Source organism: Acidisarcina polymorpha (assembly GCF_003330725.1).
GTDB lineage: Bacteria > Acidobacteriota > Terriglobia > Terriglobales > Acidobacteriaceae > Acidisarcina > Acidisarcina polymorpha.
Window position 1 is genome coordinate 1,471,089 of the sequence record NZ_CP030840.1, and the last position, 13,302, is coordinate 1,484,390.

Genomic DNA, 13,302 nt, shown 5'->3' on the forward strand with positions numbered 1-13,302 from the left:
TGGGGTTGAGGCGGCTGCTATTGCGGGCCGGAACGACGTCGTGACCGGCGGGGTAAAATCGCAGCAATGCCGCCAGCTTCACAACACAGGCTCTCTCGCATTGTACAGAGTCGTCAGAATGGCCGGGTCAAGGAATTGCGGGCCAGCTTCTCGCCCGGGAGCCGATTCGAGAGCGGCCGTGTCGGCATCGAAGGCGAACATCTTCTCTCCGAGGCAGTGCGCAGCGGGATTCGGATCATTTCGGTGTTCTTTCGGACCGGAGCAGAAGGGCTGCTGAGCCGCATTGCCCTCCCGGCAGAAGTAGAGGTGATCGAGCTTCCCGCGGAGATCTTTGCCAGCGCGGTGACGACCGAATCTCCGCAAGGAATAGCCGCTCTGGTCGAGCCGAAGGTCTTTTCGCTGGACGACATGCTGATTGGCAAGACCCCTCTGATCGTGGTCGCAGCGGGGTTGCAGGATCCTGGCAATCTGGGGACGCTGGTCCGTTCGGCCGAGGCCTTTGGGGCTACCGGTGTCATTACCCTGCCTGGAACGGTCAGTCCGTGGAACGCCAAAGCACTACGGGCCTCTTCGGGATCAACTCTCCGGGTAGCGGTGGTCCAGGCTCGCGAGGAAGAGGCGTTTTCCTGGCTGCGCGTGTCCGGCCTAAGGATCTTTGCCGCCGTAGCTGAAAAGGGTTCTGCGGCTGCAGCGACGAACCTCGGGCAACCGGCTGCACTGCTTATTGGCAATGAGGGGAGCGGACTGTCGCCCATCCTGCTGGATCAAGCAGACGAGCGGGTCACGATTCCCTGCCCTGGGCCGGTCGAATCCCTGAATGCAGCGGTAGCCGGCAGCATCCTCCTCTATGAAGCTTCAAGGCAGCGCGGAAGCTTCAAGGCAGCGGGCGGAGCAGATGAGAGCGGCAAGCCGGGCGCATAACTCATTCGCGTACAAAATTCGCATCAAATCGGGAAAAGGACTGTCTAGACAATGAGCACACCAAGCTACTCCAATGATTCAGCAGCCCAGGCCGTGGCTGACCGCCAGATCGATCCCTTGAACGATGACAAGCTGCGGCAGGCGGCTGAGTTGCTGCTGAGGGCGCGTCGTGAGCGCGAGCCCATTTCAGAGTTACCGGCGGGCTTGCGTCCGACGACTCTGGGCGAGGCGTATCGCTTGCAGGAGATCATGATCTCCACTTTAGGACCAGTCGGAGGCTGGAAGGTGGGAGCACCCTCGCCGGATGCCGTCCCGCTTTGCGCGCCAATGCCCCTGCTGGGCGGGTTTGGGCAATCGAACGTGACCATCGGCGCCAGCTTCAGCCGGTTTCGCGGGGTCGAGGCCGAGATCGCCTTTCGACTAAGAAGCGATCTGCCGCTTCGCGAAAGACCTTACAGCCGCGAAGAGGTCGTAGCCGCGATTGCCGGAGCTCACCCGGCAATCGAGATCCTGGAGGCGGCATTTTTAGATCCGGATTCAGCGGACCGGCTATCAGTCATCGGCGATTTACAGTCCCATGGCGGCTTCGTTCACGGAGCGGCTCTGCCCGATTGGCGCGATGTGGATTTCGCTCATGAATCGGTAATCATGATTGTGGATGGCGTCGTCCGCATCGAGTCGCGGGCGTCAAACTTAGCGGGAGTCGATTTGCTCAGGCTGGTTACCTGGCTGGCGAACGAGGGCCAACCGCGCACTGGCGGGCTCAAGGCCGGCGACTGGATCACGACCGGCAGCTGGACGGGCAAAGTCCTGGCGTCTGCGGGCTCCGAGGCGATTGCCCGGTTCTCCACCTTTGGCGACGTCGTGGTCCGGTTTGCGGATGAGGAGTAATTTTTTTCGCTAGGTTTGCGCTTGCTTAGCGAAGGGCCACTCACGCCGGTACCGTGCCCGCACAAAGTAGATCAGCAGACCAGAGATGGCGATCATGGCGCCATAACGCAGCTCTCGGGAGGCGTTCGGCCGGGAGATCAGGATAAAGAGGAAGCCGATCCCCGCGAGGACCGGTGGGAGCGGATAGAGCCACATCCGAAAAGGGCGATCACGATCGGGTTCCCGGATCCTGAGCAAAATGACGCCAACGTGCTGAAGCAGGAATTGAAGAATGATGCGAATGGCGACGAGCGCGGCGATGACATTCGAGAGGTCAAAGAAGCAGAAGAAGGTCGCAACGGTTCCCAAGGCGAGCAGAGAGACATTGGGGAAGGCTTCGCGCGGATGAAGCCGGGCGAAGATCTTGAAGTAGTTCCCGTCGAGCGCGGCTGCATACGGAACGCGGGAGTAGCCGAGCAGCAGAGCAAAGACCGAGGCAAAGGCCGTCCACATCACCAGCAGCGCGATGATCCGCGCCGCGGTCGCACCAAAGGTCCGCTGCATGACCAGGGCGACGACCGCGAAACGTCCTTGGGTATTGATGGAAGAATTCATTTCCTGCCATGGAATAACGCCGAGCACACTTACGTTCATCAGTAGATACAAGACGGCGACGATGAAGATGGAGATCAGGATTGCGCGGGGAATCGCGCGGCCTGGTTCGCGGATCTCGCCGCCGAGAAATGCGACGTTGTAGTAGCCCCAGTAGTCGTAAGTAGCGATGAGGGTCGCGGCGCCAAGTCCGGAGAAAAAAACGTGACCTGGATGGAAGGCCCCGGAAGGGAAACTGAATGCCTGCGCGGAATGGAAGTGAGTAAATCCCGCTACGATGACGCTGGTGATGGTGATGAGCACACCGGCCCAGAGAATCCATGCCAGCCGGGTAATCGAGCGCACATTGCGATAGAGAAGCGCGACGGTCACGGCGCAGGTTGCGGCGGCCGCGAGACTGGTATAGCGCAGATCGCCCAGCCACGGCAAGTTCGAGTGGCTGAAGACTCGATTTGCCAGAGGGGACCAGAGATAGGCGGCGTACTGGGCGAGACCGATACACCCGGAGGCGATCGACAGTGGCGCACTGAACCCCATCTGCCAGACGTAAAGGAAAGACGCCAGGCGTCCGGCGCGATCGCGTCCGTACATCTCGCGCAGATAGGCGTAGGAGCCTCCCGCCTGCGGCATCATGGCTCCCAGCTCTGCCCACACCAGTCCATCGCAGATGGCAATGACGGCGCCGAGCACCCATCCGAGCATTGCCTGAGGACCGCCCATTGCGATCACTACCAGTGGCAAGGTGATGAAGGGTCCCACGCCGATCATGTTCATCATGTTGAGCGAGAGCGCGCTACCGAAGCTCACCTGGCGGGCAAGCTTTGGGGCAGCGGGGGAGGGGTTCGCAGTGGCGTCCGCGGGGCTGTTGGTGAATTTGGCCATCAATGCGTCATCGATCCATGTCCGAGAATCCGAGCACGGGGTACTCGCATCTTTAGATATTCGAAAGTACCAAAGCACAAGTACAGATGGTGATGTGCCGGAGATTGATTCTGTAGGCGTTATCCCGGGGGGAAACGCCTGCGGACTTGAGCGGCACGCATTACAGTAGCTGTACTTCTGCTTTAGGAACTGCCCGGATTGTACACTGGGCTCTATTCACCCATTCAGATCTCGCACTTAGCTCATTAGGCTTGGACCGTTGATGATTCGTCGTACAGTGCCGGTTGTTCTGCTCCTCGTTGTCGCGGCTGGAGCCATATCTTCGCGTCCGAACGCCGTGGCACAGCAGTCGCCGGTATCCCGAGAAGGAGCGTCGCTTCGTGGGGATGCGCAACCGCTCCCTGAAGATCGCGGAGCGAATGGACTGTGGCAGGATCTTAAGCGCCTGCATACCTGGGCGAGCATGATGATGATTGTCGCCCATCCCGACGATGAGGATGGCGGCATGTTGACTTACGAATCCCGAGGGCAGGGAGTGCGCACATCGATGCTCACTCTGACCCGGGGCGAAGGCGGCCAGAACGTGGTGTCCAGCGATGCGGACGATGCTCTGGGATTAATACGCACCAACGAACTGCTCAAGGCAGATCAGTATTACGGCGTCGATCAGTACTGGTCACGCGTTGCCGACTACGGATTTTCGAAGACGATTGATGAGGCCTTTCAACAATGGGGCCACGATCGCGTGCTCTACGATGCGGTACGAGCGGTACGTCTGAATCGGCCGCTGGTGATCACCGCAAGCTTTATTGGGGGCATTACGGACGGCCATGGTCAACACCAGGTCTCGGGCGAGATGGCGCAGGAGGTGTTCTCGGCGGCCGGCAATCCGGATGTGTTTCCCGATCAGATTCGCGCCGGTCTGCGCCCGTGGTCTCCACTGAAGGTCTACGCGAGGGTCCCCAATTATTCACTCGGCAAAGAAGGCATGTTCGATTACGCCACCGGTAAGTGGGCGCCGGTTCGCTTCTACAACTACATCACCAAGGAATGGAGCACCAGCGTTCCCTCGACCGATGTCGTCGTTCCAGAGGGCGCTTACGATCCTTTGCTGGGCTTAACTTATGTCCAGTTTGCCCGTCAGGGGTGGGGATTTCAAAAAACCCAGAATGGCGGCGGCTATGTGGTTCTACCGGGAGAGGTCAACTCCGACTATCACCGGTATGGATCGCGGATGAAGAGTGGCGGAAGCGAGTCCTCTTTCTTTGATGGAATCGATACATCCCTGGGTGGAATCGCCAGCCTCGCTCACGGCGACACAGCGTTTTTAACGGCCGGTTTGAAAACCATCAATGCAAAAGTAGAAACGGCAATCGCCGCCTTTGACCCGGCTGCTCCGCAGAAGACAGCACCCGCGCTACACGATGGCTATCTGGCTACGGACAAACTGATCCGGCAACTCGATCAGAGTTCCCTCTCCGCTAGCGATAAGGCAAACGTTCGCGAGGAACTCGACTTGAAGCTACAGCAATTCAGCACCGCTCTTGCCGCGGCGCTCGGTCTGCAGATCGATGCACTGACAACGTCGGAAAAGTCGGCGACGCAAGCCGATACCCCCCCATTATCCGCAGAGGAGACGCCCGCTGCGGTAACTCCGGGATCGAAGGTGTTCGTACGACTGCATGTTTTCAATCCGGCCATGGGAAACGCGGGACCAGCTGCGAGGCTGGTAAAGACGTCGCTCGTCTCTCCGGTTGATGCTGCGTCAAGTGTGGAGCGCTTGCCGGAAACGAAATCCTCGGATGGCGCGCGCGACGCATTTTTTCGCGTCAGCCTGGCGGCGAATGCCGCTGTTACTCGTCCTTACTTCAGCCGCGAGAGCACCGAGCAGGGCTACTACAACGTGGATGATCCTCGATGGTTGAACGAATCCTTTGCGCCTTACCCACTACAGGGGTGGGCGGACTTCGATTATGAGGGCGTTCCGATCAAGGTCGGCGAAGTGGTGCAGACGGTGCATCGCATCGAGGGTGCGGGCTCGGTCGAGAACCCGCTCGTCATCGCACCGGGAATCTCTATCAGTATTCATCCCCCAGCGGGCGCGGTTCCGCTTACGCAGACTGCATTCTCGCTCTCCACCAAAGTACACAGTAACCTCGACGGGCGTGCCGAAGGGACGGTACACCTCGATCTGCCGCACGGCTGGAGATCCGAGCCAGAAAGCACAGCCTTCCGTTTGAAGACGGGGGAAGAAGAGGAAGTCAGCTTCAAGGTCCTTCCTAATAAGCTTGAACAACGCTCCTATGAGATCAAGGCGATCGCCAGTGTTGGCGGCCACGAATATAAGGATGGCTACCGCACCGTCGGCTATCCGGGCCTGCAGCCTTACAACTACTACCGGCCGGCAACTTATCGCGCCCGCGGAGTGGATGTCCAGGTTGCACCGGGATTGAACCTGGGCTATGTCATGGGCCCGGGCGATGACATACCTCAGGCGCTCGAAGACTTAGGAGTCCATCCACATCTGCTCAGCACAGAGGAGATCGCTTCCGGCGATCTGAATAGATATAACGTCATCGTTCTTGGAATTCGGGCGTATGCGGCTCGTCCTGACTTAGCGGCCAACAATAGTCGTCTGCTTGAGTATGTTCGCAACGGCGGCAACCTGGTGGTGCAATACCAAACTGGCGAATACGACCATAGCTATGGGCCTTATCCCTACGTGCTGGGGCGCAGTCCCGAGAAGGTAGTGGATGAAAGGGGCACGGTCACTCTGCTCGATCCTAAGAGCCCGCTGCTCAGTTGGCCGAACCAGATAACACCGGCGGACTTTCAAGGCTGGGTTGAGGAACGCGGGCACTCGTTCATGCAGAGCTGGGATTCGCACTATATCGCTCTTACAGAGACCCACGACCCTGAGCAGGATCCACAGAAAGGCGGCCTGCTCTATACGCGCGAAGGCAAGGGTATTTATATCTATGTCGCGTTTGCACTTTACCGGCAAACGCCGGAGGCAGTTCCGGGCGCCTACCGGCTGCTGGCTAACTTGATCAGCGCGGGGCTTCATCCCTAGTGAACTAACTGCTCGAGATGCTGTGGCGCGGGTGACGCGAATTTCTCTCATCAAGTTGACATAGGACACTTGAATGGAAATGCGCAGCTTAGGACCCTAGAACGGGATGCGCAGTGTTAGTACGGTCGCATGATTGTAGGTGTGAAAGTGAGTCAGGGCAATTTGCTCGCCGGCGCCAAAGGTCAAGCCTAGTCTGCCCGGACGTCCGCTGGCATCGTGCGAGAGAGGCACGCGGCCGAAGATGATGCCCGGGGTGCCAAATGTCGAGACGTGTCCGTCATTCGCACCACCTTTGTAGAAACTGGAGTTGAACTCCGCCTCGGGCCATATGAATCGTCCTAAACCGCTCGACGCGAGCCGGTATTGGATGGTGTTATTCCAAGTTATCGTGTGTCCCAGGCCTTTCGAGTTAGTTACCGGGAGCGAGCCACCGGCGGTTGAAACCAGATCGAGGCGGCCGAAACCCTTACCAACGGCGAGGGTCGGAGTGACCACCGCGCAGCAGCTTCCATTTCCGTTTTTGCCAGTGGGAATAGTTGCGGCAAAGAACACTGTAACGATCCCATTCCCATGCTCCTCGTTGCGGGAGTAGAGGCGGCCTTTCGCGAGGAACGACATATCTCCGAAGCCATCCTGTTCGCCATTAGAGCGATTAAAGAAGGGTGGAACATTAATGATGATTTCCGTATGCCTCTCGGGAATGAACTCCAGACCTTTGGAATTGCCGTAGTTCCACACGGCGAAGCCCTTCGGATTGTACTGATGGACGAAGTCGGTGCGAAGCTCCTGCTCGAGCCGGGGCGTCACGGTCACCAGCGGAGTCACCCAGTGAGGCTGCTCCGCTTGAGTAGCGCTGACTCGCGCCTGGTAGCGCTCGATGAAGTTTTCAGGCGGAGGGCTGCTTTGTTGGGCGTGCGATCTAGAGGCAAAGAGCGTAATGGAATAGCCAATGAACAGAAGCAGGTTCAGCAGGCATCCGGACGACGTGATTCTTCGAAGGCGGGGCAAGCTCATGCTTCGATCCTATACGGTTCGAAATAACGAATCTAGCCGGTAGAACATTGTTCTTCCCGCTTGCTGATAAGCGGTAAAGATGCGGAGTATACTCGGCTGAGCGAATCTGAACGGAATGGCAATGGGAAATGTAGACGTGCTGTTGAGACCTCGCGAAGCGGCGGCGGCTCTTGGTGTCAGCTATCCAACGATCAAGCAATGGATCCTGGCGGGGAAGCTAAAGACCATCAAGACACCGGGGGGCCATCATCGTGTTCCACAGAGCGAACTCAACCCGATGATGAAATCGAGACCGGAAGGTCCGTCGAAAGCGTCCCGCGATCGCTTCAGGAACGTGAGTGGAAGAAACCAGCTGGTAGGAAAAGTCACCGAAGTTCAGATCAGCGGTTTGATGGCGAAAGTGGTTCTTCAGATTGGCGACCAGAGTATTACTTCTATTATCACTGCGGACGCCGCCCGCGAGATGCAGCTTCGAAAGGGGCAAACCGCGGCTGCATTGATCAAGTCCACAGAAGTCATGATCGTCAGAGTTTAGAAGAATCTTCCCTGGTAGTCTCTCGGCATCGCCATTCCTGGCACGCCTTGATTGTCCGGTTATTCACCCAAATTTAACCTAAAATTTACGCCGCCCTGCGACGCTTTGAATGGCGCAAGCTATTGCCGTTTTCCTTTTGCTGCGCAGTCATGTCGCTTCCTCCGAACGATGGCGAGGAGTATAGATCGCGGCACTCGGGCAAGCTGCAGTTTTTCTTCAGATCACGTTTATCTTGCAATTTGACTTAAGAGAGGCTCAATGAAAACAAATTTGAAGGCGCTGGCGAGTCTGGCGCTTGTTCTGGCACTCCCATCTGGATACGCCCAGACGGCATCCAGCGGAACGACCAGTTCCACGCCGAAGTCTACTCACAGGAAAGTCCATCGCGCCGCGAAGCCTGAGGGTCCTTCGGTTCAGTCGCAGATCGATTCATTGCGCACGGATATGCAAACCCAGATTCAAAGCCTGAAGCAGCAGCTTTCCGACAAGGATGCGCAGCTCCAGCAAGCACAGCAAGCGGCCGCAGCAGCACAGCAAGCGGCACAGCAGGCCCAAGCCGCGGCCCAGCAGGCGCAGCAAGGGAACACCGACAATACAACCGCGGTCAACAGCCTTCAAGGGGCGGTCACGGACCTCAAGTCCAACAATGCGAGCATCGTGCAGACCGTGCAGGATAATCAGAAGCAGACCCAAGCGGCGATCGAGCACCCTGATGCGCTTCACTACAAAGGCATCACGCTGTCCCCGACGGGCAGCTTCATTGAAGCCGCCACGGTGTACCGCAACGAGGCACTGGGCGCGGACATTAACACCCCGTTCAACTCGATTCCTTTCAATGGTGCGGACAACGCAAATATCAGCGAGTTCTTCGGCACCGGCCGGCAATCGCGTCTGGCGCTGCTGGCAGAAGGCAAGCTGACCAACAACTGGACGCTGCGCGGGTACTACGAAATGGACTGGCTCGGCGCCGGCGTTACGTCCAACAATAACGAGAGCAACAGCTACGTATTGCGCCAACGCCAACTCTGGGCGCAGGCCGAATCCAACAGCGGCTGGATTTTTACTGCCGGGCAGATGTGGAGCCTGGCGACCCAGACCAAGACGGGCATGATCAACCGCACCGAGGTGCTCCCCGCGACCATCGATCCGCAGTACAACGCGGGCTTCGTGTGGGAGCGTCAATATGGCGCACGCATCGTGAAGTCGCTTGACAACAAACAGGTTTGGCTCGGTCTGTCAATTGAGAATCCGCAGACGTTGACGCCGAGCTGCCAGGCGACCGGCACGGGGATCGCCTGCCCCTACAACTACATCATCGGTGCGGCCGGCAGCGGTGGCGGCCTCTACAACGGCGGCGGCGCTCCGGGCGCTACGTCCTCTGCCCCGCTCGCAACCTACTCCTTCAACGTGGCTCCAGACATGATTGCCAAGGCAGTTTTCGAACCTAAGGGTCTTGGTCACTATGAAGTTTTCGGAATTGCGCGCTTCTTCCGCAACCGGGTTTACCCGAATGCACCCGCTCCGGTCGCGGGCGTTGTTACTCCGGTCCCGCAGGTTGGGGCTTATAACGACTCCACGGTTGGCGGCGGTATTGGCGGCAGCGGCTTCTACACGGTCAAGAAGCTTGTCGACTTGAACGTCAACGGCCTATGGGGCGATGGCGTTGGCCGGTATGGTTCCTCCACGTTGCCGGATCTGACTCTGCGCCCGGATGGACAGCTTGCGCTGTTGCACGGATTCTCGGCGCTGGGCCAGGTGACATTCCACGCCACTCCCCGGCTGGACGCTTACTTCAACTACGGCGGCGATTATGCCTTCCGCCGCTACTTCGCGGTTCCTGGCGGAACCGAGGGCTACGGTTCACCGGCCATCAGGGACTCTGGATGCGGCATCGAAGTCACGCCCTCCAACGTGCCTCAGGTCGGTTATCAGCCTAATGCCCCAGCTGGATGCGGCAGCCCAACAAAGGACGTCCAGGAGATCACTGCCGGATATTGGTATGACTTCTACAGGGGCCCGATGGGACGCTTTCGTCAGAGCATCCAGTACAGCTACTTTGATCGCTATGGCTGGTCTGGAACGGGCGGCACTCCGAAGGGCAACGACAACGTCTTCGAAACCTCCTTCCGTTATTACCTTCCCTAGTCTCTTTAAGGAAGCTCAAAAAGAGAGGGGCACCCTACCGGGTGCCCTTTTTCTGTTGTGCGTGACGGATAGCACGTTCGGTGTCAAGATGACATGTTCGTCTAAGCGTCCAGCCGACCGGTAGCGGCCACTTTGGAGTACCAGAGGGCCGAGTCCTTTGGAGTTCTCTTCTGATTTCGATAATCGACATAGGTAAGCCCGAATCGCTGACTGTATCCCTCCGCCCATTCGAAGTTATCCAGCAGGCTCCAGGCATGGTATCCGCGCACATTGGCTCCATCTCTCATGGCACGGGCAAGTTCGGCTAGATGCCCGCGATAGAATTCGACCCGGCGTTGATCCGGCACATGATCGTGGTCCGGTCCATAGGGCGTGTCGCCATAGCTGCAGCCGTTTTCAGTGATCTCGATGATGGGCTTGTTGTATTCATTGCTGATGGTGGTCACGATGTCATAAAGACCTTTGGGCCAAACCTCCCAGGCGAATTCGGTAATCGGTCCTTCGCTTCCTGGGCGCTCGGTGTAAGGCGGAATTGCGGTCGGATTTCCGTTGTCGGAAACGATAGTCCGACGGTAGTAGTTGATTCCTACCCAATCCAGCGGAGCGGTCATGCGCTTGTCGTCGCCCGGCTGGATGCCCATGGTCTCTTCGGGAATGCCCCCAGCGAAGCCCTCGGGATATTTGCCGCGCAGGGCGGTGTTGAGGAACCAGACGTTATTGATCGCATGGAAGCGGGCGGTCGCGGCTTTGTCCGCTTCGCTATCAGTTGCCGGTTCTCCGGGCGACATGCTGTAGGCAGAGCCGATCCTGGCCTTCGGGGCAACTGCCTTCATCGCGCGAAATGCGTCGCCTTGTCCTAGGTTGACGGTGTGAGATGCCTTCAGGAACAGCTTGGGATCAGTCTTTCCGGGAGCGTGAACTCCGCTGCCGTAGCCGAGATAGGTGAACACCCATGGTTCATTGAAGATTGCCCAGGTATCGATCCGGTCCCCGAGCGCCTTAGCGACGATGCCCGTGTAATCGGCGAACTTGGCCGCGGTATCGCGATTGGGCCAACCGCCGAGATCTTCGAGAGGCTGCGGCAGGTCCCAGTGAAAGAGGGTGCACATAGGTCGAATGCCGGCGGCCAAGAGCGCGTCGGTGAGTCGGCTGTAGTAATCCAATCCCTTTTGGTTCACCGCGCCGGCGCCGGTGGGGAGTACCCGAGTCCAGGCAGCGGAAAATCGATAGCTCTTTTGATTGAGCCGCTTCATCAACGCGATGTCTTCTTTGTAGAGGTGGTACTGGTCGCAGGCGACGTCGCCAGTGGCCGCGCCCTTGACCTTACCGCGAGTATGCGAGAAGCGATCCCAGATGGACTCGCCTTTGCCATCGAGGTTCCAGGCTCCTTCGACCTGGTAGGCGGCGGTGGCGGTGCCCCACCAGAAATCCTTGGGAAATTGCGCTGCGCCTATATCGCCGGCGGGCAGAGCGACTGCGGGGATGTCGGCCCACGGCCGGTCTGCAGTGTGGAGCGATTGCCCGATCTGGGGCGCGGCAAGGCCGCTGGCTGGAAGTCCTGTTCCCCCGACCACGGAAGCGCCGGCCACGGCAAGCGCACTGGTGAGGAAATTGCGGCGGTTCATTGACACAGTGTCGTCCTCCGTTCGCGATGCTAGCACCGGCGAAGTACGGCAGTAAACTGATTTAAGCAGGCACCTTGCCGCTAAATATCTGGAGCAGCAACCACGCGTTCAATCCCGCGATCAGGAGTGCGCTCGCCCAACTGGCGGTGCGCAGCCAAGTCCGGTTGACAAATGGCCCCATTCGCTTTGGATCGCTGGTGAAGGCGACGAGCGGAAAAACGGCGAAACTTAGCTGCATGCTGAGGATCACCTGACTCAAAACCAGCAGCCTGGCAGTCCCTCCACTGCCGTAGAGGGCGGTCACGATCACTGCCGGGATGATCGCCAATAGTCGCGTGATCAAGCGGCGGAGCCAGTTCGGCAGCCGGATTTCAAGAAAGCCCTCCATGACGACTTGCCCGGCCAGCGTTCCGGTAATCGTGGAGTTTTGTCCGGAGGCCAGCAGCGCGAGAGCAAACATGGTGCTTGCGCCGGTGAAGCCGAGCAGCGGGGTCAGCAATTTATATGCGTCCCCAATTTCAGCAACCTCGTAGTGACCCTGCTTATGAAAGACGGCTGCGGCCACGATCAAGATCGCTGCATTCACGAGCAGCGCCATCATCAGCGCGATGGCTGAATCAAGGCTGGCAAAACGGATCGCCTCCCGCTTGCCCTCCTGAGTGCGCGGATATTTCCTACTCTGCACGATGGAGGAGTGCAGGTAGAGGTTATGCGGCATCACCGTCGCGCCCAGGATGCCGATGGCGATGTACAGCATTGCCGAATCATGAAAGATCACGGGAGAAGGAACAAAGAGGTGATAAAAGATGGGAGCCCATTCGGGCCGGGAGAGTGCGATCTGGACGCCAAACAGCAAGGCGATGGTTCCAATCAGCACCATGACCAGCGCCTCGAGATAGCGAAAGCCGCGATGTTCAAGCAGGAGAATGGCGAGCACATCAAAGCTGGTGATCAATACACCGACGATCAACGGAATATGGAACAAGAGTTGAAGGGCGATCGCCGAGCCAATGACCTCGGCCAGATCGCACGCTCCGATGGCGATCTCCGCAATCAGCCAAAGGGCAATGCTCACCGGCTTGCTGTAACTCTGACGGCAGGCCTGAGCGAGATCTCTCCCGGTAGCAATCCCCAGCTTAAGCGCCAGACTTTGCAGCAGGATGGCCAGGAGATTCGACGCCATGATGACGTACAGCAGCGTGTATCCGTAGCGCGATCCGGCCTGGAGGTCGGTTGCCCAGTTGCCGGGATCCATATAGCCGACGGAGATCAGGAAACCCGGCCCGAGAAAGCCCAAGGCGCGCCGCCATAATTGAGGCGATTGCGAAACGTGCACCGACGAGAAGATGTCAGGGAGCGAGGCCCTGGACGGGGACGCATCGAGTTCGGATGAGGTGGCTGGCATTTTAAAGGACGCGAGACCCGGGCGTTAGGTTTAGTATGGCACAAAGTCTTCACATTACTATCGCTGAAATGTTAATCATGGTTACAGTGTCCCGGATTTTCTCCTTTTACGATCCGGCGCGCGCGAACGTTCGCGCAAGGCCTGCGGGAGTGGGGCTCCCGAAGATCTCCATTGAAGGCTGTCGGTAGGGTGATGCGGACCGAAGAGGAAGCGAAATATT

At 58.4% G+C, this 13,302-nt stretch carries 9 protein-coding genes; 5 read left to right on the forward strand and 4 right to left on the reverse strand.

What is annotated here, in order from left to right; genetic code table 11:
• The first annotated feature begins 66 nt into the window (after positions 1-66).
• Together ACPOL_RS06490 and ACPOL_RS06495 are read left to right on the forward strand one after the other, a co-directional pair.
• Entirely contained in the window at positions 67-921 is an 855-nt protein-coding gene (locus tag ACPOL_RS06490; protein WP_114206340.1) for a TrmH family RNA methyltransferase, read from the forward strand.
• 51 nt (positions 922-972) lie between these two features.
• Positions 973-1,812, forward strand: a complete 840-nt coding sequence (locus ACPOL_RS06495; protein ID WP_236657277.1) for a 2-keto-4-pentenoate hydratase — start codon at positions 973-975, stop codon at positions 1,810-1,812.
• Between the two features lie 9 nt (positions 1,813-1,821).
• On the opposite strand, the gene ACPOL_RS06500 is transcribed toward ACPOL_RS06495, so the two are convergent.
• On the reverse strand, positions 1,822-3,285 hold the full coding sequence (locus ACPOL_RS06500) for an APC family permease (RefSeq protein WP_114206341.1): 1,464 nt from the start codon (positions 3,283-3,285) through the stop codon (positions 1,822-1,824).
• Positions 3,286-3,547: 262 nt separating this feature from the next.
• Here ACPOL_RS06500 and ACPOL_RS06505 point away from each other — a divergent pair, with 262 nt between their 5' ends.
• On the forward strand, positions 3,548-6,358 hold the full coding sequence (locus ACPOL_RS06505; RefSeq protein ID WP_114206342.1) for a PIG-L family deacetylase: 2,811 nt from the start codon (positions 3,548-3,550) through the stop codon (positions 6,356-6,358).
• Positions 6,359-6,454: 96 nt separating this feature from the next.
• Here the strand turns inward: ACPOL_RS06505 and ACPOL_RS06510 are convergent, their stop codons facing one another.
• Positions 6,455-7,372 (reverse strand): hypothetical protein, encoded by a 918-nt coding sequence (locus ACPOL_RS06510; protein WP_114206343.1) that lies wholly within the window; start codon positions 7,370-7,372, stop codon positions 6,455-6,457.
• Between the two features lie 121 nt (positions 7,373-7,493).
• Here ACPOL_RS06510 and ACPOL_RS06515 point away from each other — a divergent pair, with 121 nt between their 5' ends.
• Complete coding sequence (locus ACPOL_RS06515) at positions 7,494-7,907, forward strand: helix-turn-helix transcriptional regulator (protein ID WP_114206344.1); 414 nt, start codon at positions 7,494-7,496, stop codon at positions 7,905-7,907.
• Between the two features lie 258 nt (positions 7,908-8,165).
• Positions 8,166-10,052: a hypothetical protein gene (locus ACPOL_RS06520; protein ID WP_114206345.1), complete on the forward strand. Its 1,887-nt coding sequence runs from the start codon at positions 8,166-8,168 to the stop codon at positions 10,050-10,052.
• A gap of 101 nt (positions 10,053-10,153) precedes the next feature.
• Here the strand turns inward: ACPOL_RS06520 and ACPOL_RS06525 are convergent, their stop codons facing one another.
• On the reverse strand, positions 10,154-11,677 hold the full coding sequence (locus tag ACPOL_RS06525) for a GH1 family beta-glucosidase (protein WP_114206346.1): 1,524 nt from the start codon (positions 11,675-11,677) through the stop codon (positions 10,154-10,156).
• A gap of 61 nt (positions 11,678-11,738) precedes the next feature.
• On the reverse strand, positions 11,739-13,082 hold the full coding sequence (locus ACPOL_RS06530) for an Nramp family divalent metal transporter (RefSeq protein ID WP_114206347.1): 1,344 nt from the start codon (positions 13,080-13,082) through the stop codon (positions 11,739-11,741).
• Between the last annotated feature and the right edge of the window lie 220 nt (positions 13,083-13,302).

Coding starts and splice junctions, on each gene's coding strand:
- ACPOL_RS06490 (WP_114206340.1), top strand. CDS start 67: ATGCCGCCAGCTTCACAACACAGGCTCTCTCGCATTGTACAGAGTCGT.
- ACPOL_RS06495 (WP_236657277.1), top strand. CDS start 973: ATGAGCACACCAAGCTACTCCAATGATTCAGCAGCCCAGGCCGTGGCT.
- ACPOL_RS06500 (WP_114206341.1), bottom strand. CDS start 3,285: ATGGCCAAATTCACCAACAGCCCCGCGGACGCCACTGCGAACCCCTCC.
- ACPOL_RS06505 (WP_114206342.1), top strand. CDS start 3,548: ATGATTCGTCGTACAGTGCCGGTTGTTCTGCTCCTCGTTGTCGCGGCT.
- ACPOL_RS06510 (WP_114206343.1), bottom strand. CDS start 7,372: ATGAGCTTGCCCCGCCTTCGAAGAATCACGTCGTCCGGATGCCTGCTG.
- ACPOL_RS06515 (WP_114206344.1), top strand. CDS start 7,494: ATGGGAAATGTAGACGTGCTGTTGAGACCTCGCGAAGCGGCGGCGGCT.
- ACPOL_RS06520 (WP_114206345.1), top strand. CDS start 8,166: ATGAAAACAAATTTGAAGGCGCTGGCGAGTCTGGCGCTTGTTCTGGCA.
- ACPOL_RS06525 (WP_114206346.1), bottom strand. CDS start 11,677: ATGAACCGCCGCAATTTCCTCACCAGTGCGCTTGCCGTGGCCGGCGCT.
- ACPOL_RS06530 (WP_114206347.1), bottom strand. CDS start 13,082: ATGCCAGCCACCTCATCCGAACTCGATGCGTCCCCGTCCAGGGCCTCG.